Raw genomic sequence first — 20,252 nt, forward strand, 5'->3', positions numbered from 1 at the left:
AGTCTTATAATAGACTGCCCCTCACGCTCTAAGTCTTTTCATTTCCCGCAACACTTCTTCAGCTTTTTGTTCATACGATAAATCTTTAAAGAAATCCGCCAATCGTTTATAGTCATTGTACGCATCTAATAAATCGTCTATCTTTTCAAATTTCATCACTTGTTGTTTTTGCTTCATTTTTACTGGATACCGATAGCCTGACACTTCTTGTATTTTGTAATACTCATCCTCTACTTGAATGACCTTTACAAGTTCCTCCTCTTCCGCATCCATCGTATACCCATCAAAGTCTCTAAGCAGTTCATAAATAATATGAGTCCATTCATCTTTTGGATAAAATCCCTTTTCTAACCGATAACCGACAATGCGATACATATGCCCATCGTTCTCAGCAAACTGTACTGTATCATTTAACTTAAACTTAAAATAACGAAACATTGCCTTCACCTACTTATTATGTAATGTTCTTATCACATACTATTTGCAAAATGTAGGCTTTGCTATTCATAAAAAAACACTCATCAATATGATGAGTGTTTTTCACGATGATTTTTCTCGTTTTTTTCGAAACGGCAGCCACCAGTTCCAGTCCCCAAACAACTTCATTAAGCTTGGTACGAGCATAAGACGAATAATTGTTGCATCAAGAAATATCGCTAATGCTACACCAAGCCCCATTTGCCTTACTGGTAAAATATCAGTAAATGCGAACGCACCAGTTACAACGATCATAATTAAAGCAGCTGACGTTATGATTCTACTTGTCGAAATGAGCCCCTCTAACGTTGCGTGATCATTATCTCCTGTTTCTTCATAGAGCTCATGAATACGTGAAATAAGAAATACTTCATAATCCATGCTAAGCCCGAATACGAGGCCAAAAATGAAGATTGGTAATACAAATAAAACAGGACTCGCTTCTAAACCAAAATGACCACCTTCAAATAACCAAACAACAATTCCAATTGTTGCGCTTAAACTAAGTATATTCATAATAATAGCCTTAATTGGAATGAGTATAGAACGAAATGCAAATAATAATATAACAAAGGTCGATCCAAATATAACAGACATACCAATTGCAACTTTATCTTTAATTTCATCTTCTAACTCTTGTTGGAACGTCGTCATCCCGCCTAGATAATACGTAACATCCGTTTCTTTATAATTCTTTTTAAAATCACGGACCCACTGTTTCGCAGTTTCTGTACGTGGTTTTGTTTTCAAAAAGACTTCTATCGTCGTCTTATTCCCTTTCGTGTACACTTCAAATACAGGAGCTATTTTCGCTGCTTCTGGCGACTCTAATATTCCAGCAACTTGATCTGCTTTCATTCCAGTTAACCCGTCGTATAAACTTCTTACTTCATATACTTTCTTATCGTCTTTTAACTTTTGAACGACTTCTTCTACCTTTTGTAAACTTTCTTTTTCTTTCATATCTTTTTTCGTCTCTACCACTAACGTAACATCAGCATGTGTTTGGACAGTTTTATTAAATGCCTCTTCATACTTCTCATATGCAACCCTTGTATCACTCTTTTCAGGTAAAGCTTCTACGCCAGGGAACTGCAAATTCGCAGTACGTAACGGCAATAAGCAAATCATAATAAATGTTGTAACCACAATAATCATTGCAATTGGATGTTTCATTACAAATTGTGCAAATTTACGCCAAGCCTTTGCCGGCGTATGTGCTACTTGATTCTTTTTTAATATTCGTTTACCAATTAACGATAATAACGCCGGAAGAAGTGTGAGTGAGAATACAATACTCATAATCACAACAATCATTCCGCTAATAGCGACAGACTGAATATAATCTATCTTAAAGAAAAACAAACCGGACAATCCGACAAATACACACAATCCCGAAAATACGATAGCACGTCCGGCTGTTTGATATGTAATTGCTATCGCTTCTTTTACCGGTCGCTTTGCAACTTCCTCTCGAAAACGGTTCACAAATAATAGTGCAAAATCAATGGACAATGCAAGTCCAATCATCGGTGCAACATTTAACACGAAAATAGATAGTTCTTTATCGCTACCTATGAAATATAATATGCCCATCGTGCTAATTACACTTAGTGCACCATTTACAATCGGTAAAACAGAAGCAATTAGACTACCAAATGAAAATAATAGTACGAGAAACGCAATTGGTAAACCAATCATCTCTGCTACTTTTAAATCATTTTGCGTTCTCTCATTAATTTCTTGATTAATTTTTGGAAACCCTGTAGGTGTTACTTTTAGTACTGCATTACTTTCCTTCTCAATTTTATCAGCAAACTGTAATGTCTTTTCCATTCGATCTTTATTTGTTTTCCCGGAAAATAAAATCGTCGCATAACCGATATCATCTTGTAACATCTCTTTATTTTCTATAGGATGATGGAAAGACTCATACTTTTCTTTCTCTTGAATATTTTTTATAATTCCTTCTATTTGTTTTTGAAATTCTTCATGTGAAGCATCCTTGTTCTTCTCAAAAACGAGTAAAAGTGTATCTTGAGACTGCTTAAAATCTTTATCTAAAATTTCTTTCGTCTTTTGATAATCTCCTTCTGTTTGGAAACCATCACCACCTAATACTCCTGGAAGCTTTGGAGCAAAAATCCCGAGCCCTACTGCGAGCAATAGTAGCGCTACAATTACCGTATACCGAAACTGGTATAAAAAAGAGCCTAACTTCCCCCACCGATCAACTTTATGTACATTTGTCTTCACACATTTTCACCTACTTTATTTAGTTCAATCATCTACTTATAATGTATCACATCCGAATACAAACAAAAAATGCCTAAAAAACTATAACGACAGTTTTTTAGGCATTTTTCTATCTCTCTTTATTAAGCCCTAATCTTTCAGAAAGTAAACGATGGCAATAAATCGCTATAATTAACAAAATACCACCTGCGCAGTAACCTGCTAAAATATCAGTTGGATAATGCACATTTAAAATAACTCTACTTAATCCAATCAATACAATTAATATTCCCATCAAAATCGTAATACCATATTTCCCAGCTACACTCTTCCAATTGGCAGCAATAATATAGGCAAGAAAACCAAATGTCATAATAGATAGCATTGCATGTCCGCTAGGGAAGCTATACCCAAGTGCGTCAAGTGCCTCATTTAATGACGGGCGGCTTCTTTTTACAACTTCTTTTATCCCTTTATTAACAATATGTGTCGTTAATATAGCCATTGGATACACAATCATAGCAGCATAATAACGTTTTTTCCAAAAAACGAGCAAGCTTATAATTAGCGTCGTTATAACTCCAATTGCAGATCCTAATTTTGTAAAGTATGAGAAGAATGTAAGTGAACTTTCTGTTTGCAATCCTTTTATCATTCCGCGGACATATGTATCCACCGCTGTAACTCCGCTTGCTTGTACTCTCCAAACGATAATCCCGAATAAAGCAAGTAATAAAATCATGCAGATGAACTCATATCGATGTAACTTTTTCTTCAAACGATTTCCTCCTACTATGAAAAAATGCGATTTCTACTATAGAAACCGCATTTCCTTACTTATTTACCTTTTGTTTTTAACTCTGTCCAGTAACGATCATAGTCTTTTAACTTATCGTCTACATCAACAAGCCATTCTGTACGATCTAATTCTTCTTTCGTTAAGAAGATCATGTGATTATCACGATATTCTTTACTATGAAGAGGATAAGCTTTTTCATTTGGATTACTGTAACCAATTGACTCGTAGTTTTTCACACTTACTTTTTCATCTAATAAGTAGTTCATAAACTTCTCTGCAAGTTCTTTATGTTTCGCACCTTTTGGAATTGCTAATGTGTCAGCCCAAATTGTGCCACCTTCTTTTGGTACAACGTATCCTACATCTTTATTGTCTTTCGCGATAAATGCTGCGTCTCCTGACCATACAGTCCCAATCCAAGCATCTTCTGTAATGAACTTTTGTTTAATGTTATCTGTATCGAATGCTAATAAGTTTGGAAGTAACTTCTGTAAATCATTTGCCGCTGTCTTTAACTCTGCATCCTCTTTCGTGCTATTTGAGAATCCATTCTTTTTAAGACCCATTCCTAACACTTCACGAGAATCGTTTAATAAAGTCACATGTCCTTTATATTTCTCGTTCCATAAATCTTCCCAGCTTGTAGGTGTTTCTTTCACATACTTTTTATTGTATGCAATGCCTGTTACACCCCAAGTATATACTAGAGAATACTTATTCTCTGGATCGAACGCAGGTGTTTTGAAGTTAGAAACAAGGTTCTCGATGTTCGGGATGTTCTTCTTGTCTAAAGGCTCTAATAAGTCCATCTTCGCCATTGTTTTCACCATGTAATCAGACGGCTGGATTAAATCATACGTCGCGCCACCAGCTTGTAATTTCGCAAGCATTTCTTCGTTACTTGCATATTTATCATAATTGATTTTCACGTTATATTTCTTTTCAAAATCTTTTAAAACTTGCTCATCAAAGTTGTCAGCCCAACTATAAATATTTAATTCTTCTTTCTTCTCACCACAGCCCGCAAGTACAACTGCAACAAAGCAGAAGCTAATAGCTGCACCAGCTAATGTTTTCACTAATTTCATCGGTTTATTACCTCCTCGTACTTTTTATATCATTCGTATTATAAAGGAAGGTGTCCTCCAGAGTTTTCTTCACCATCTGCACCTTTGTTACGGAAGACTTCTGATAGAACCATTAATCCTACGATAACAACAATTAAAATTGTAGACAGGGCATTAATTTCAGGTGATACTCCACGCTTAACCATACTGTAAATGTATAATGGCAATGTTGTTGATCCTGGTCCTGATACGAAGAAACTAATTACAAAATCATCAATTGATAATGTAAATGTTAATAATGCTGCTGAAACAACTCCCGGTGCAATTGCTGGAAACGTTACATAACGAAACGTTTGCCAAGGCGTTGCTCCTAAATCATTTGCAGCCTCTTCTAAATCACGTCCCATGCTAGAAAGACGGGCTGCTAAAATAACAACAACAAATGAAATACTAAATGTAATATGCGCGATAATAATCGTAGTTTGTCCAAGTTCCATACCTAATTGACTAAATAAGATTAGTAAAGATAATCCCATTAAAATATCGGGAATTAAAATTGGTAAGTATACAAGACCATTAATTGCCCCTTCAAAACGATATTTATAGCGATGTAAGGCAATCGCAAAAAACACACCCAGAATTGTCGTTACAACCGTCGTTATAACTGCAATCGTTATACTATTTATAAACGCATCAATAACATCTTGTTTTTGAAATAAATCTGTATACCAATGTAATGTAAAGCCTTCCCATTCTGCATTAATGCGTGAATCGTTGAAGGAATATACCATTAAAACCATCATTGGAAAATACAAGAATACTAAAATTAACCAAGAATAAGAAACTAAAAACTTCTTCATCTTTGCCTATTCCCCTCCGTTCTCATCATATTTATATACTTTCGTTGCACGATAATATAAGTAAATTAACAGAACAGAGAATAGAACAACAATCAGAGATAACGCGGAACCAAACGGCCAGTCACGCGAGCCTAAGAATTGATTTTGAATTACGTTTCCGATTAACGCTACTTTCGATCCACCCATAACGTCTGATACAACAAACATTCCGATAGAAGAGACGAATACTAAAATAGAACCAGTAACAATCCCTGACATCGTCATTGGTACTGTTACATTCCAAAATGCCTTTGCTGGTGTTGCCCCTAAATCATAAGCTGCCTCTAGCTTACGCTTATCCAGCTGCTCAATTGCCGCATACACTGGTAAAATCATAAATGGTAATAAAGAATATACCATTCCGAGTATTACAGAAGGTGTATTATATAGTAAATTTAACGGTTCACTAATAATACCTAGTTTCAATAACAATGTGTTTACAAGACCTTGTGAACGTAAAATAACAATCCATGCGTATGAACGAACAAGGAAGTTAATCCAAAACGGTATCGTTGCCAATAATAAAAGGATAGAACGATATTTACGATCAACAATTGTAATTGTATAGGCAAATGGATAACCAATTACTAAACAGAGTACTGTCGTAATAACCGCAATTTTCACTGTTTCCCATAACGTCCCCATATATAATGGATCAAACACGCGCGCTATGTTATCTAATGTAAATTTCATTTCCACTGTCCCGTATGCTCCGCGCTGCATGAAGGCAAATGCGAGTACGAACAGAAGTGGAATTAGGAAGAAGAGTAACAGCCATACGACTGTAGGTAATGCGAGTAATTTCCCTTTTTTCAATTTAAGGTCACCTCATCCTCTTGCTCCCAGCCTACATATACATTATCTCCAATGTTCCACTGTGCTGCTTCTTCAGCAGTTTGATATGCCATTAATAATTCTGATGTTTTCTCATCACGTACATACAGCTTTTCCATATTTCCAACAAACTCAACATCTTCAATATGTCCAAGATGGTATTCTTTTAAAATTGGCTCTTCAACCGAACGAACCTTTACGTTTTCAGGGCGAACTGCTACGTAGTTTTCCCCATTTTTCACGATATTATTTTCACCGATGAACGTCGCAACGAACAATGTTTTTGGCTGATTATAAATTTCTTTCGGCGTGCCGACTTGTTCGATATGCCCTTTATTCATAACGACAATACGATCACTCATACTCATCGCTTCTTCTTGATCGTGTGTTACGTATATGAACGTAATTCCTAAATTACGTTGTAAGTTCTTCAATTCACGTTGCAAATCTTTTCGTAACTTAAAGTCAAGCGCTCCAAGTGGCTCATCTAATAGTAATACGCGCGGGTTGTTTACAATTGCTCTTGCAATTGCTACACGCTGCTGCTGTCCACCAGAGAGCTTTGAAGGTTTACGATTACGGAATTCAAGTAACTGCGTTAAACGCATTGCCTCTTCAGCACGTTCTTTCTGCTCTGCTGCTGGTACTTTTTGCATTTTCATACCGAAACAAATATTTTTCTCCACACTCATATGCGGGAATAGTGCATAATGTTGGAACACTAAGTTCATATGACGTTTATATGGCGGCAAATCGTTAATCTTTTCATCATCTAATAAAAGATTCCCTTTAGTTGGCGTTTCAAATCCTGCGATCATACGAAGTAACGTCGTTTTTCCGCAACCACTCGGCCCTAAAATTGTTAAAAACTCTCCTTCTTTAATGTCTAAAGAAAGAGGTGGGATAATCACTTGATTTCCAAAATGTTTTTCTACTGCTTCAACTTTAATAATCTTTTTCATTTTCCCGTCCTATCTACCTCAAATTTTAATTTTTATATTCATGAATAAATATTTATGTTCTATAGACTATTTTTTGTTTCGATCCAAACAAAAATGGTTATTAGTAGCGTTCACTTCTATTCTCTATGTAGTATGTTTGATTCATTTTCGCACGATACATGATATCGAACAGAAAAACCCCTTCCATTGCGAAGGGGCTATTATCATACGGCTACGCCTACTGATAAACACCATCATCATTTTAACAACTTTCGTATAAATTTTAAAGCACTTTTTGTAGAAGAGTAACGAATTTTCATGTCGAATGCTGTAGATTGGGCTAAAATGCTTTTATAATGTGAAAAAGTCCGAAAACTTTCTTCCCCATGATAACTCCCTAATCCACTACTTCCAACGCCTCCAAAAGGTAAATATGGTGTTGCAAGATGATAGACAACATCATTAATACAACCTCCGCCATAGGAAATATTACTTGTCACTTTCTTTTGCACTTCTTTATCTTCAGAAAAAATATATAAAGCTAACGGCTTCGGATGTTGCTGAATCGTTCCAATTACGTCTTCTATTTTTTCATATTCTATAATTGGTAAAATCGGTCCGAAAATTTCATCTTCCATAACATTACTTTGCCATGTAACATTTGTTAACACTGTTGGTTCAATATGTAACGTTTCTTTTTTATAATTCCCGCCGATTGCGGTTTTACCATCTTTCAAAAATGTACATAAACGTTCAAAATGACGCTCACTCACAATTCGCACATAATTGTCATTTTGCAAAGCATCTTTTCCATATTGCTCTGCGATTTCATGTCGCAATGCCTCGATTAACTGCTCTTTCACTGAAGAATGAACATACATATAATCAGGCGCTACACACGTCTGCCCAGCATTCAAAAACTTCCCCCAAACAATACGTCTTGCAGTTACATCTAGCTTTGCATCTTTATGTACAATACATGGGCTTTTCCCGCCAAGCTCTAACGTAAGAGGCGTTAATTTTTTCGCCGCTGCTTCCATCACAACTTTTCCAACACCAACACTACCTGTAAAGAAAATATAGTCAAACGGTTCCTTTAACAACGCCGTACTCTCTTCTATACCGCCTTCTACTACCGCTACGAGCTCTTCTTGGAATAACTCATCTAACATTCTCATAAGAACTTTTGAAACGTTAGGCGTTAACTCTGACGGCTTTAAAATAACTGTATTTCCAGCTGCCATCGCTCCGACAAGTGGTGCAATTGCTAACTGAAACGGATAGTTCCAAGGCGCAATAATAAGCGTCACACCATACGGTTCAGGTACTACTTTTCCCTTTGATCCAAAATGAGTCAGCGCTGTTCGAACACGCTTCGGTTTACTCCATGATGAAATATGTTTCAATTGAAAAGAAATTTCTTTTAATACATACCCAATTTCCGTTGTAAACGATTCGTGTACTGACTTATTTAAATCTAATTTCAATGCTTGAAATATTTCTTCTTCAAAACGTTGAATTCCATCATAAAGCTTCTTCAAATTATTTTTTCTTGTTTCTATGCTTCTCGTATGACCTTTATAAAAATATTCCTTTTGCTTACTTACAATAGAAGAAACACTCATTCATTCACCTTCTCTCACTATTTTCCCTCCGCTATTAACGAACAGTAAGACTCTCGCCTCAAAATCCAGCGAATTCAAGGAAGTTAAAACGAGAGTCGGGCTAATAATCAGTGGAGATAACTCCCCCACCGATTAAAGTTTCACTTTATCCAATTCTTTCATTATTTATATGGACTTCATATGTAACAAATTTCTATTCGTAAAGTTACATTATATATAATTTTTTCTTTTATATAAAATTCATTGCTCACAAAAAACTACCGAAAGAAAATCTCTCGGTAGTTTTTACTGTATTAACGGTATAAACGAACAGCACCTGCAGAGTTATCATCAGCTTGTCCTACTACTTCAAACTTCAGACCAAGCTTCGGTAAAATACGTCCTGCATCTGGAATTTGCTCATTGATATACTTTTTAGAATCATCAAACTTCGGTACACCTGCTAAGCCATTATACGTAAACGTTCCACGCGTTGGAGATACAACTTTCCAAGCTGGCGTTTTATCGAATGAGAACGCCGCATCAGCGATTTGGAATCGTGTACTACTCTTAACTGTAGGTTTACCATTTAAAGTTCCTACAATTGCTTCTGGATGAGAATCAACTACGCCAAGGAAACCATGTCCTGGATGTACGCCAACCCAGTTATCTGTGTACTCTGAATCCGCATACCATACAACCATACCAGTGTTATATTGTGGACCGCGAGCAAATTTCAACGCGTTATCTGAACCAGCGTAGTTTCTCCACTCTACATAGTAGTTATGTTTTTTCTTCTCTGTTCCGTTAGAAACAGCGAAACCATCTAATTTGAATTGTGGTGCACCTTCTGCGTCATCAGAGAATGCAACTTTACCATCTACTGTTAATGACGCATTATCAAGAGCGAATCCGTTTAACGCTAAACCACCATCAGTAATGTAATCAAATGTTAATTTCACTTTCTTACCTTTGAACTGACTTAAATCATATGATTTATCAATCCATTTTCCGTTTGTTGTAGCTGCATTTCCACTATTTGCTTTCTCGCCAATTCTTTCAAGTAACGTTTGCTGACCGTCTTCTGTTACAGCATGTACTTCAAGGAAATCGTACTCTGCTTCGATTTCATACAATGATTTGAAATCAAATTTTGCATTCGTTGCATTTGTTAAATCGAACAGCGGTGTTTCCATCTTTGTATGTAGATCATCACCTTTTGTGCTGTAGTAATACTGTTTACCAAATGCTGGAGCAATCGTTTTTACATCTTTATCCGGTAAGTTAACACGAATCAAACCTGGTCGATCAGATTTCGTAACGCTTTGGTCTAAATATGTCGCTAGACCGATACCTTTATTTAATTTCTCGTAATCTACTTCTACGATATTTGCCCAGTTACCACCGATTGTCTTTTGGAAAAACTCTTTATTTTGTGGTGATAAGCTCGTCGGTGTTGTTCCTGCAATTTTACCAGCCCAGCTTCCGCCACTCATAATAGACCAAGCTTCAACCGGCTCACCTTGACCGCTATATTGTGTATCATACTCATCTGGAAGACCTAAATCATGTCCATATTCATGTGCGAATACGCCAACTGCTCCATCTTCTGGCTCAATTGTGTAGTCGAATGCTGCCATCTTTCCGCCCCAATATGGAACTTTCGCTTGTGTACCTTCAATTGCGAATGGTTTTGGCCCAACTGTCCAGCGATGTGACCAAATTGCATCATCACCTAATTTACCGCCGCCAGCTTCTTGTCCAACACCCGCATGAATAATCATTAAGTGATCGATTAAACCATCAGGTTGATTTTGATTTCCATCACCATTTACATCATATTGATCAAATTGATCAAACTGTGATAAATCAAGGCCACTATCTACAGCTGCCTTTAATGCATCTTTTACTAGATCACGTGGTCCTTTTGGTCCTTTATTATCATGACCTGTTGCAGCATCTGCACCGTAATCAGCTGCTTTACCAGGAACTGTTAACCATTTTGTAACTGTTCCATCTACAGTGTAACTACCACCAGATTGCTCTTCATAGTATTGTTTAAATGTTTCGATTTTACTTCCGTCATCTAACGTAAACGGCTCGTTACCAAATAACATTTTTTCATAATGTTCTTGATTAAAATCGTTGGAATACATGTAACCAGGTTCTTTATCAATATTGTTATGTTTGAAATCAGCATACTCTACAAGTAAAACGAGTACTTTATCTTTACGAACTTCACCGTTATATCCTTTTTGTTTTGCTGGTGAAGTTGGTACTTTACCATTTAGGCCACCTTTAGCTGGCCCTGTCGCTGCTGGTGCACCTGTTGCAGGTTGCTCTGATTTTTCTTTCGTATCTGCTTTTGCATCTTTTACTTTCTTTAAAAAGTCAGATGCATCTTTCGTAAGTGGGTCCCCATTTGTTACTTCTTTCCCAGGATTTTCACCCTTTTTGTTCTCTACATATTTTTCGACAGCTTTCTTTGTTTCTGTCTCTGAAGCTGACGAATCAATTACCCCACGTTCTTTTAGCGCATTTGCTAAACGCTCTTCTGGAATTAAATGATCATCAACTGGGCTCGTAGCTGTCTTATTCCCAGGCGTTTCAGCATATGCAGACTGGCTTCCAGCTCCGAATGAAAGACCTAATACAGCTGTCAAAGCAATTGATGATAAGACTTTGAATGGCTTCTTGTTCATCCCTTATTTCCTCCCCTAATATAAAATATGTATTACAAATTAAATTTTATTAAAAATTCAGTATTTTTTCAATATTTAGTTACATTATGTAATTTTTTTAATATATTTGTAAAAATTTCATAGTTAGCATACGAATATATCACAATTCAACAATGTTTTCTGAAAATATTGAAAGTTTTTATCGAACAATTTATAATTGTTTCCATTGAGGGAGTTTAATAGGGATTTTATCTTTGTTTGATCTACACAATATTTGATAATTCGATACATAAAATAAAAATTCGGTTTTATTATCATTTATTCTGTAGCAGCAGTTATGACCGATAATTAGGGAGGAATTACACTTGTACAAAGATAAGACGGACACACTGGACCAAGAATGGATTGATTTAATACTTGAAGCTCTAGATGCTGGTATCGCCCTACCAGATATCGAACAATTTTTCCAACGTATGAAGCCATCGAGTCAGGCTCAATAGCCTTGTTCTTTTTAACGAAGTTTATGTTATAATAATGACATCATAAGACGATTACATATTGATAGAAAGGTGCGCAAATATGATTGGAGAACGTATAAAACGCCTTCGTTTACAAAAAGGTATTTCATTAACAGAACTTGCCGAAAAAGCTGGTGTTGCTAAGTCTTACATTAGTTCTATAGAACGAAATTTACAAAAGAACCCTTCCATTCAGTTTCTTGAAAAAATCGCAGCAGTTCTACAAATTCCAGTTGATACCCTGCTTCATGATGAAACAGCAAAGGAAAGCCACCTAGACTCCGAATGGACACAACTCGTTAAAGACGCAATGAACTCCGGTGTCTCAAAAGAACAGTTTCGTGAATTTCTTGAATTTACAAAGTGGAAACAAGATAAAAAATAATATATATAAAGAAGTGCTTACAACCAGCACTTCTTTTTTCGTTATAAAAAAAGCGGGGGATACCCGCTTTTTGATTTATTATCTTTCTTCGCCATCTGTTTGCTTAGCATTAAATGTCCATTCTAAGTTTAATGAATCACCTTGGAATTTATTTTGATCATCTTTATTATCTACGAACTCAAACTCCACCCATAAGTAATCTTCACTACCAGCTGCTAAACCACCGTTTTCTGCCCACTCAGGAGCAAAGATTTCTTTCGCTACTACATCTGGATTTTCTTTTTGTAAGTCTGCTAATGTTGTTTCATAGACAGGCCCACTTCCTTTATCCCAATTCCAAATGAATTTCACATTAATGTGCTTAGCAAAATCTTCTCCCGCGTTATCGCCTTTAGCATCGTTTATATCATACTTTGTCCCTAGTATAACTTCTTTAATATCTAACGTTCCATTGTTCTGTAATAAGAACTCTTTCTTAACAGTGTCCCCTGGTTTTAAATCTTTAATATTCACAAGCGTTTTAGGGTTTAATGTAAGATCTAATGTCCCAGCTGCAAATGTATTCTTTGATACTTCTTTATCGCTAAAGAATGCAAACGTTCCTCCACCAATTAAAGCTAACCCCAATGCTGCTGATGCAACTCCCATACCTAATTTCTTTTTCAGACTCACAATCAATTCCCCCTAGCCGTTTTTTATGTTTTTACATTGCTAACTCTTATATAAATAAGAGATGTAACTAAAACTATATTAGCTAAGCTAATATTTGTTCTTTTTTAAAAACCTTAAGTTCATTATAACGAACAAAACTACCCAAATACAACAATATTTTTTCAGTATTTTCAATTATTTTTATTTCTCAATATTGTTTTGATTTTTCAGAAATTTAAACACTCATTACAACACTTTTCATATTCAAAGAACATGTAAGCAAGACAACGAGTGCGAGGGGAAATGTCCCCTCACACTCCTATACATTATTCTTTTTCATGACCATCGCCAGTTTGTGCAGATCCTTTCTCTGGCTCTACACTATTATTCTTTAATTGTTTCTCTTGATTAGTTGAAGTCGCCTTCTCATCCCCTACTTGTTCTGGCTTTTTCACTTTTTCCGCCTGTTTCTGTTCTTCTATCTTCTTCTGCTCTTCTACTTTTTTCTGTTCTTCTACTTTCTTCTGCTCTTCTACTTTNNTGCTCTTCTACTTTCTTCTGTTCTTCCGCTTCAATTGTATTTTTTAATTGTTGCTGTAAAGTACGAATTTGCTCATCAATAGCTTGCAAACTAACTTCTTTCTCAATATAATCGCGCTTCTCTTTTATACTACGAAAGCCTTCATTCACATATAAGGCTACTTCTTGACTCGACTCACTTTTATTCACTTTTAATTCTGCCTGTATTTGATTGTAAGGACCCTCTATTTCAGTATATACATGTTGCAGGGCTTCCTTCTCAGAAGCGATTTTCTCACGACCTTGTTGCCATACAACAATCGCCTGTTCAATTTCTTCGATAGAAGTCGCTGCCAATTTCCCCTTCATCGTTCCATACTCATGCTCGATAAACTGTTTATGTTGCTCAGCTTGCTCTTTTAACGTATTAACTGTTTTTGGAAATATAATCGCTGTAGAAAGAGCAGCTTCTACTTTCGTTTCATGAATGAACGCCGCTTCTGTATGCGTCATGACTTGAGATCCTAAATAAAACGTAATAGAGCACATACACGGCAATATAAGCATCTTTGTTAAATTACGCGGTCTTTTCAGCATCTTAATCTCTCCCATCGAACAATTCGTTCTTTATACAGAACACTATCTATATTATAGTAAAGAACTATTAAAATTGATAGCCATATACTAGAAAAATAGAAAAAGAGCTATCCATATGATAGCCCTTTTTTATTATTATCTTTCTTCACCTGCTGTTTGCTGTGCATCAAACGTCCAATTTAATTGTAACTTATCACCTTGGAATTCATTTTGATTTGCTCCATTATCAACAAACTCGAATTTCACTTTGAACGTATCAGACTTGCCTGCTGAAATACCTTTTTCATCCCAGAACCAAGCTGATAAATCGTTATCAACCGCTGTAAGTGTATCCTTCTTCAATTTATCTAATGTAGTTTTCTTCACAATCGTCTCATGCTTATCTACATTTTTTAAGAATGTTACTTGAATATGTTTACCGAAATCATCTTTATTATCTTTCTTTACATCCTCTACAGTATAATCTGTTTGTAGTAAAACTTTTTTAATATCTAAAGATCCTTTATTTTCTAGTTTAAATTCTTTTTCAATTGTATCACCAGGCTTTAAATTCGATACATTAACAACTGTTGATGGATTTACTGCTAAATCAAGAGTACCAGCTGCAAATGTATTGTTTGACACTTCTTTGTCACTGAAAAATGCAAATGTTCCTCCACCAACTAATGCTGCTCCTAGTACTGCTGATGCGATACCCATTCCTAATTTTTTCTTTAAAGTCATGTCCATATCCCCTTAATATATCTATATTTGTTAACTTCCTAAACGGAAAGTATAACCAAACAAACTAGACGGATTGTTCTGCTTTTTTCTCTTTCTTTTCTCCGTCGATGCTACGAATAGCGCCAAAAATAGAAATCGCGGAATAACCAAGTAAAAAGACTCCTGGAATGATAAGAAGCAATGCTGCTCCCGCCTTAGAGTTTGCATAATTCAGTAAATAACCAACATAAGGAACCGTAATATCTGCGTACTTGCCAATTACATTCTCCGCAAGTACTGGTTCTAAATCTGGGCCGTTGTTGTTATCCCCTTTTGTTTCATACATTACTTTTCCATTTGTATCTTTCACACCGATAATACGGTGAGTGATAATTTTGTCATCTTTCTCTTTAAAGGTAATCACATCACCTTTTTGATATTTAGAACCATCTTTCGTTGGCTCTATCGCAATGATTGATCCTGTTAAAAACGTTGGTTCCATCGATCCTGAAAGAACGCTCTTAAATTGATATCCCATCACTGTCGGATCCCCACCGCTCGCTTTTGAAGAAATAACCACAAAAGCTAAGCAAACCATCAATGCAAATAAAACAAATGAGATAGCGTTGCTAATTATCTTCCAAATTAATTTCATCGTCTCTCTCCCTCTCCGTTGTTTTATATTATTTGAAGTATGTAACGCTCACTATAGTTCTTTAACAAGAACACAATTAAATGATATAACGAACTTTACATAAATTCAATAAGAAAATTTACAATTATTAGTTAACTTGTTTTTAAGCATATAAAAAGACTGTGACAAAATCTATTCACAGTCTTCCTACTAGCAATTTACTTTTCTTCTGATTTCATCCCTTGTCTATTATGACGCACTACGACATATAAGATTACTCCAAGTAATACAATCGCACCTATCCCAATACTTATCACTTTCACATTTGATTCCTTTATTTCAGGCACAGTTGTATCTTTTTTAGGCATCGCAAAAGTAACGTCTTCTTTTGAAAGAACATTTACAGTCGCAATTGTCTGATTATTTTTTATGATATCTACCGCACCCACTACTTCACCGCGATGAATTCCTTTTTGGTACAATGATTCTGTATTCACTGGATTCACCCTAAAAGCCGTTTTTACATTTTTTCCTTCATCTTTCTTAAGCATAAGCTCTGCACTGTTTTCCAGCTCAGAATCAACATCTTTATTTAAATACGTTGTCTTTTGATGCCAACTGTTTTTATCGAGTACAGTCTGCTTCGTAAATTGCCCAAAAGAATATTCCGCCATCTGCTTTAAATCTTCATAAATTTCAGGTCTTTGAGAAGCCATTACTACATTTATAATGCGATTTCCATCTTTCTCATTTAATAAAACGAGCGTATTACGCGCTTCATTCGTAAACCCTGTCTTACCGCCAATACTATATGGATTTTCAAAATAAGTAGATTTATTAAAAATAGACACCGTCTGCCTAGATGTCGTAACTGTCGTTCTTTTCGTATTCATCGCTTGCAAAATTTCAGGATACTTTTGCACGCCTCTCGTAATCATAGCCATATCATACGGCGTCGTATAATGATTCGGATCATGCAATCCATTTGGTGTTACAAAATGACTCTCCGTAGCACCTAATTGTCTCGCCTTTTCATTCATCATATTAGCAAAATTCTCAACACTTCCGCCAATATGCTCCGCAATCGCATATGACACATCATTCGCACTTAACACCATTAAAATCATAAGCGCAGTATCTCTATTCACCGTCTCACCAGGTTGAAACTCAATTTGATAATTACTCTTCTCCTGATCTAGTGCTAATTGCGAAAATGTAAATTGATCCTCTGGCTTCGTATGCTCCATAAGTAAAATTGCCGTTAACACTTTCGTCGTACTAGCCGGAAACGCACGATGATGTGCATTTTTGTCATACAACACATCCCCTGTTTTCGCATCAATCGTAGCTGCAAACTGACTAAAAACATTCGGCCCTTCCTTAGGTGGTGGTGCTACCTGCTCCGGATTCACTCCAACATTCGTCTCAGCATATAACGTCATAGGTGTCAAAAAAAACAAACTAATAACTGTAATAAAAGCCAAAATCTTCTTAAAATTTACCATATGACTCTCCCTCTTCCAAAACTATACTTTCACAGTAAAAAAATGACTCTACCAATTCTATATGTAAATTGTATTAAATTGGTAGAAAATTCGCTATCCTTTACTATATCATACTTTTACGATGAACAACATAAATATACAATAAAAATAAGAAGGAATTACTCTTTCTTATCCTTCTCATCAATCAACGAATCTATTAACTTTTGACTAGCTTCCTCGACCGTAATCTCATCCGTCATCCCCATAAACGACCAACCTTTAGAATCGACCCACTCAACGAATTCTTGTAAAAACTCATCATGTGTAACATCCACATCAAGGATCGAACCATTAATCGAAATCGTTCTATTTCTAGACACACGCATCTTGAACGTTTTTCTCACCATTACAATTATTCTCCCTCTACTCCTGAATATGTATAAAATAATCTTGTACTTCTGTTATACATGATTTTAAGTAGATTGTAAAAAGGATATATTGGCCAATTTGGATATTGTAAATAAAAATCTCTTCTTATATAAATGCCACACAACATACATTTAGTCATAAACTACTGCATACATCCGCATAAACAACAAACCAACTTACATTTTATCACATCAAATACACTTGATTTTATCGTAACCAAATGAGATATATTAGAAAACAATAAACTTTGAGGGGGAATTCCATGGCACGTTGTACATATTGTAAAACGAAGTGGAAAATAAAAGATGTATGGTCAATACTCGTGACATTTGAAAAAGATTGTCCCTATTGTTTTGGAAGACAGTATCTATCAAAGAAAACATTGAACGCCATGCCAGAACTGATAAGCTTACCGTTACACTTCTTATTCCCTTTTCTAGTTAATTTGAGTGATGAAGGCCCTTTGGATTGGTATCGGAAATCATAGTCCTTCATTTTCTTCTACTTATAAAAAAATAAAAACATATATAATAGTATAAACACTATAACTAAACCTACTTTCTATTACACTATCTCTTTAAAAACTTACTATAAAAATATTGTAAAATTTCAGTTAATTATATATAATTGCTTTAGCATAATGATTAAAGATGCTATTACATAAGCATTATTGAAGATCCCGTAGCTCAGCAGGGAGAGCGCCACCTTGACAGGGTGGAGGTCGTGAGTTCGAGCCTCTCCGGGGTCATAAACACTTGCTATTACTAGATTTGTTAAGAATTCAGACGGTAATAAAATATAGTGATTGCTGGTAGACACGCTATGCAATCGAAGAACCACTTTCTTCTAGTCTACAAACTGGAAAGGAAGTGGTTTTTTGTTACTTAAATTTGCTATTCAAGATTTCAAAGACGCTATAAAATTTTAAAATTTATCCTCTCGTACAATTGGTTCCTATCTACTTACTCTTAACGAGTTTCAAGGTTTTTGTTCTGAACTTGAACTTATTGACGTTAATGATATTACACCTAATGTAGTCAAAAACTACCTATTATATTGTCACAAGCAACGTAAGAACAATCCTACTACAAGAAATACCAAACTCCATACGTTAAAGATTTTCTTTAATTACCTTCAATATCAAGAAATTATTGAAGAAAGGAAAAAATCCTACTCGAAAGTTTGCATATACAAAAGAAGACATCAAAATCGAGGTCTTCAATGACAAACATATTAAGCAAAAGAAAAAAGTCATCTATTCGCCGTAGATGACTCAACATGTAAAAACAGCTTTGAAAATCATAAAAACCTGTATTTAACAAAAAACTAAATAACGGACATTCCGTACATTCAGCACCTGAACTATAATTTTTTGAAAAATAATTAAATGTTTTTAACTAAAAAGGAACAGTATTTCTGCCGCCCATTACTGAGGTCTGTCATAACCAGTTGTCACTTCTCTACCATATTCATCTTGTATAGTAATGCTATAACCAGTTGTCCTAGAAGCCATATCCGAGTCTCTTAATATTTGTCTTAACAAGTCTTTTGTGGTATTTAGTAGCAGCATTTTAACATCCTCTGTAGTACCATAGAAAGACTCATTTACTGTTACTAAAAAATTATTAAAATCATTTTCAGGGCGTTCTATGTTAATGACTTGCCCTCCTGTAGCGTCTATATATGTATTCATAATCTCATAATACTTTTCTAATGCCGTTCGTTCTTCAGGGGTTTCTTCTGTACTACTACTTTCAGTACTCACTGCGTTACTTGTATCACTACTACTACTAGAAGATTGGCTTTCATTCTGTGTCGATATGCCTAAATTTGTTGTATCTTCAGTTTTCGTACTGCCCTCTACTATTGTTTCCTCTTTCCCCATACTGCTTGCTGTGTTTACCTTATCGTCTGAATCAGCAGCTGCGTCTCTAAGGGTAATTAATCCAAACACTACTGCTACAAAAATTAAAAACTTCTGCATATAAAGCCTCCTATTTATACATTACTTTAAAACGATAATATGTTTATTTAATAATGTAAAGTATAAAAATAAAATAGGATGGCATCTCTGCCGGCTATTACCTATTTTCTTTTACTAATGGTTTATATAGTTGTGAAATATTGCGGTCCATAGCTTCGCCAACTTCATCATAATTCACAGCAGAAATCTTTTCAGCTTCTTTTAACTGTAAACCTAATGGCATAAAAACTAATGGTGAAAGTATCTGGACTACAATTGTGTGCGAATTTAAGAAAAATCAAACCACCTATCCCCTAAAGAATTTAGGAAACAAGTGGTTTAGGTGTTTTAATAGGTGTCCCGCTTTCGGGGTTCACTTCAAAGGAAGTCCATTTTTAATTATATAGTGTTATTGGCGGTTCAAGTATTTGTTCTCCACTTACTTTTCCTTGATAGCTCTTAGAATTGAACCAGTTGCGATTAACATTGTACCTGCTATAAAAAATGACGCACTAAGAACAAAATAACCTGTAAGTACATTGGTATTGATAATATAATTATACGCATCTCCGCCTACGTAGGCGTATTTATTCAAGTCGGTATATGTTTCAGAATTTTGATATCCTCCGAGTCTATCAAATCCTAAGAAAAGTAATACTGCTGAATGGATGTAAAAGATAATTCCCCAAATTGTCCATTTTTTTGTTTTCACGATAATTCTCCTTTTTGTGTCTATCACTAATTAATTCATTTATATAGTTTAATTATTTTTTATTGGAGTGTAAATCATATTAACTCGACTTTCTTATCCTCAACACCTTTTTCTAGCTTAT

21 protein-coding genes, 1 tRNA gene and 1 pseudogene are annotated in these 20,252 nt (G+C 35.4%); 5 read left to right on the plus strand and 18 right to left on the minus strand.

Going from position 1 to position 20,252, the window contains the following annotated elements; translation table 11 throughout:
* Positions 1-21: 21 nt before the first annotated feature.
* The 9 genes from COI75_RS07445 to inhA1 all read right to left on the minus strand — a co-directional run bounded on the left by COI75_RS07445 (position 22) and on the right by inhA1 (position 11,558).
* Positions 22-438: a hypothetical protein gene (locus tag COI75_RS07445; RefSeq protein WP_000490290.1), complete on the minus strand. Its 417-nt coding sequence runs from the start codon at positions 436-438 to the stop codon at positions 22-24.
* A 102-nt stretch (positions 439-540) separates the two neighbouring features.
* Positions 541-2,733: an MMPL family transporter gene (locus COI75_RS07450; RefSeq protein WP_000856458.1), complete on the minus strand. Its 2,193-nt coding sequence runs from the start codon at positions 2,731-2,733 to the stop codon at positions 541-543.
* A gap of 109 nt (positions 2,734-2,842) precedes the next feature.
* Positions 2,843-3,490, minus strand: coding sequence for a phosphatase PAP2 family protein (locus tag COI75_RS07455; protein WP_000727814.1), 648 nt, complete (start codon positions 3,488-3,490; stop codon positions 2,843-2,845).
* Between the two features lie 59 nt (positions 3,491-3,549).
* The gene (locus tag COI75_RS07460) at positions 3,550-4,599 is read right to left on the minus strand and encodes a polyamine ABC transporter substrate-binding protein (RefSeq protein WP_000780033.1); all 1,050 of its coding nucleotides are present in this window, start codon (positions 4,597-4,599) and stop codon (positions 3,550-3,552) included.
* A gap of 38 nt (positions 4,600-4,637) precedes the next feature.
* The gene (gene potC / locus COI75_RS07465; RefSeq protein WP_000714208.1) at positions 4,638-5,438 is read right to left on the minus strand and encodes a spermidine/putrescine ABC transporter permease PotC; all 801 of its coding nucleotides are present in this window, start codon (positions 5,436-5,438) and stop codon (positions 4,638-4,640) included.
* 6 nt (positions 5,439-5,444) lie between these two features.
* A complete protein-coding gene (gene potB / locus COI75_RS07470; RefSeq protein WP_000715509.1) occupies positions 5,445-6,293 on the minus strand; it encodes a spermidine/putrescine ABC transporter permease PotB in 849 nt (282 codons plus the stop codon).
* Positions 6,290-7,273, minus strand: a complete 984-nt coding sequence (potA, locus tag COI75_RS07475) for a spermidine/putrescine ABC transporter ATP-binding protein PotA (protein WP_000720331.1) — start codon at positions 7,271-7,273, stop codon at positions 6,290-6,292. Before potA ends, potB begins: the two co-directional genes overlap by 4 nt.
* A gap of 236 nt (positions 7,274-7,509) precedes the next feature.
* A complete protein-coding gene (locus COI75_RS07480; RefSeq protein ID WP_000116812.1) occupies positions 7,510-8,877 on the minus strand; it encodes an aldehyde dehydrogenase in 1,368 nt (455 codons plus the stop codon).
* Between the two features lie 293 nt (positions 8,878-9,170).
* On the minus strand, positions 9,171-11,558 hold the full coding sequence (gene inhA1 / locus COI75_RS07485; RefSeq protein ID WP_001035930.1) for a M6 family metalloprotease immune inhibitor InhA1: 2,388 nt from the start codon (positions 11,556-11,558) through the stop codon (positions 9,171-9,173).
* 344 nt (positions 11,559-11,902) lie between these two features.
* On the opposite strand from inhA1, the gene COI75_RS07490 reads away from it, so the two are divergent.
* A complete protein-coding gene (locus COI75_RS07490; protein ID WP_000276221.1) occupies positions 11,903-12,037 on the plus strand; it encodes an anti-repressor SinI family protein in 135 nt (44 codons plus the stop codon).
* 79 nt (positions 12,038-12,116) lie between these two features.
* Positions 12,117-12,440, plus strand: a complete 324-nt coding sequence (locus COI75_RS07495) for a helix-turn-helix domain-containing protein (RefSeq protein WP_000578868.1) — start codon at positions 12,117-12,119, stop codon at positions 12,438-12,440.
* 78 nt (positions 12,441-12,518) lie between these two features.
* Here the strand turns inward: COI75_RS07495 and calY are convergent, their stop codons facing one another.
* The 6 genes and pseudogenes from calY to COI75_RS07525 all read right to left on the minus strand — a co-directional run bounded on the left by calY (position 12,519) and on the right by COI75_RS07525 (position 17,434).
* Positions 12,519-13,112, minus strand: a complete 594-nt coding sequence (calY, locus tag COI75_RS07500) for a biofilm matrix protein CalY (protein ID WP_000053707.1) — start codon at positions 13,110-13,112, stop codon at positions 12,519-12,521.
* Positions 13,113-13,417: 305 nt separating this feature from the next.
* Positions 13,418-14,222: pseudogene (locus COI75_RS07505) on the minus strand (DUF4047 domain-containing protein).
* A gap of 120 nt (positions 14,223-14,342) precedes the next feature.
* On the minus strand, positions 14,343-14,930 hold the full coding sequence (locus tag COI75_RS07510) for a TasA family protein (RefSeq protein ID WP_000172836.1): 588 nt from the start codon (positions 14,928-14,930) through the stop codon (positions 14,343-14,345).
* A gap of 64 nt (positions 14,931-14,994) precedes the next feature.
* Entirely contained in the window at positions 14,995-15,564 is a 570-nt protein-coding gene (gene sipW, locus COI75_RS07515; RefSeq protein ID WP_000767787.1) for a signal peptidase I SipW, read from the minus strand.
* A gap of 197 nt (positions 15,565-15,761) precedes the next feature.
* Positions 15,762-17,048 carry a D-alanyl-D-alanine carboxypeptidase family protein gene (locus tag COI75_RS07520; RefSeq protein ID WP_000247012.1) on the minus strand — a complete coding sequence of 429 codons (1,287 nt, stop codon included), beginning with the start codon at positions 17,046-17,048 and terminating at the stop codon, positions 15,762-15,764.
* 158 nt (positions 17,049-17,206) lie between these two features.
* Positions 17,207-17,434: a hypothetical protein gene (locus COI75_RS07525; RefSeq protein WP_000251866.1), complete on the minus strand. Its 228-nt coding sequence runs from the start codon at positions 17,432-17,434 to the stop codon at positions 17,207-17,209.
* A gap of 284 nt (positions 17,435-17,718) precedes the next feature.
* Here COI75_RS07525 and COI75_RS07530 point away from each other — a divergent pair, with 284 nt between their 5' ends.
* The 3 genes from COI75_RS07530 to COI75_RS07540 all read left to right on the plus strand — a co-directional run bounded on the left by COI75_RS07530 (position 17,719) and on the right by COI75_RS07540 (position 18,681).
* Entirely contained in the window at positions 17,719-17,943 is a 225-nt protein-coding gene (locus tag COI75_RS07530) for a hypothetical protein (protein WP_000090206.1), read from the plus strand.
* Positions 17,944-18,131: 188 nt separating this feature from the next.
* Positions 18,132-18,204, plus strand: a tRNA-Val gene (locus COI75_RS07535).
* A gap of 198 nt (positions 18,205-18,402) precedes the next feature.
* On the plus strand, positions 18,403-18,681 hold the full coding sequence (locus tag COI75_RS07540; protein ID WP_232288639.1) for a phage integrase SAM-like domain-containing protein: 279 nt from the start codon (positions 18,403-18,405) through the stop codon (positions 18,679-18,681).
* A gap of 201 nt (positions 18,682-18,882) precedes the next feature.
* Here the strand turns inward: COI75_RS07540 and COI75_RS07545 are convergent, their stop codons facing one another.
* The 3 genes from COI75_RS07545 to COI75_RS07550 form a co-directional block, all read right to left on the minus strand.
* Positions 18,883-19,440 (minus strand): hypothetical protein, encoded by a 558-nt coding sequence (locus COI75_RS07545; RefSeq protein ID WP_001168932.1) that lies wholly within the window; start codon positions 19,438-19,440, stop codon positions 18,883-18,885.
* Between the two features lie 97 nt (positions 19,441-19,537).
* Positions 19,538-19,663 (minus strand): hypothetical protein, encoded by a 126-nt coding sequence (locus tag COI75_RS27235; RefSeq protein WP_255265669.1) that lies wholly within the window; start codon positions 19,661-19,663, stop codon positions 19,538-19,540.
* Positions 19,664-19,858: 195 nt separating this feature from the next.
* Positions 19,859-20,131 (minus strand): hypothetical protein, encoded by a 273-nt coding sequence (locus COI75_RS07550; RefSeq protein WP_000850454.1) that lies wholly within the window; start codon positions 20,129-20,131, stop codon positions 19,859-19,861.
* Positions 20,132-20,252 lie beyond the last annotated feature (121 nt).

It is taken from the genome of Bacillus cereus, from assembly GCF_002564555.1.
Classification (GTDB): Bacteria; Bacillota; Bacilli; order Bacillales; family Bacillaceae_G; genus Bacillus_A; species Bacillus_A cereus_K.

Excerpts from the sequence above, each read along its gene's own strand:
- COI75_RS07445 (WP_000490290.1), bottom strand. The coding sequence starts at position 438 with ATGTTTCGTTATTTTAAGTTTAAGTTAAATGATACAGTACAGTTTGCT.
- COI75_RS07460 (WP_000780033.1), bottom strand. The coding sequence starts at position 4,599 with ATGAAATTAGTGAAAACATTAGCTGGTGCAGCTATTAGCTTCTGCTTT.
- potC (WP_000714208.1), bottom strand. The coding sequence starts at position 5,438 with ATGAAGAAGTTTTTAGTTTCTTATTCTTGGTTAATTTTAGTATTCTTG.
- potA (WP_000720331.1), bottom strand. The coding sequence starts at position 7,273 with ATGAAAAAGATTATTAAAGTTGAAGCAGTAGAAAAACATTTTGGAAAT.
- COI75_RS07480 (WP_000116812.1), bottom strand. The coding sequence starts at position 8,877 with ATGAGTGTTTCTTCTATTGTAAGTAAGCAAAAGGAATATTTTTATAAA.
- inhA1 (WP_001035930.1), bottom strand. The coding sequence starts at position 11,558 with ATGAACAAGAAGCCATTCAAAGTCTTATCATCAATTGCTTTGACAGCT.
- COI75_RS07495 (WP_000578868.1), top strand. The coding sequence starts at position 12,117 with ATGATTGGAGAACGTATAAAACGCCTTCGTTTACAAAAAGGTATTTCA.
- COI75_RS07510 (WP_000172836.1), bottom strand. The coding sequence starts at position 14,930 with ATGACTTTAAAGAAAAAATTAGGAATGGGTATCGCATCAGCAGTACTA.
- sipW (WP_000767787.1), bottom strand. The coding sequence starts at position 15,564 with ATGAAATTAATTTGGAAGATAATTAGCAACGCTATCTCATTTGTTTTA.
- COI75_RS07520 (WP_000247012.1), bottom strand. The coding sequence starts at position 17,048 with ATGGTAAATTTTAAGAAGATTTTGGCTTTTATTACAGTTATTAGTTTG.
- COI75_RS07525 (WP_000251866.1), bottom strand. The coding sequence starts at position 17,434 with ATGGTGAGAAAAACGTTCAAGATGCGTGTGTCTAGAAATAGAACGATT.
- COI75_RS07530 (WP_000090206.1), top strand. The coding sequence starts at position 17,719 with ATGGCACGTTGTACATATTGTAAAACGAAGTGGAAAATAAAAGATGTA.
- COI75_RS07545 (WP_001168932.1), bottom strand. The coding sequence starts at position 19,440 with ATGCAGAAGTTTTTAATTTTTGTAGCAGTAGTGTTTGGATTAATTACC.
- COI75_RS27235 (WP_255265669.1), bottom strand. The coding sequence starts at position 19,663 with ATGCCATTAGGTTTACAGTTAAAAGAAGCTGAAAAGATTTCTGCTGTG.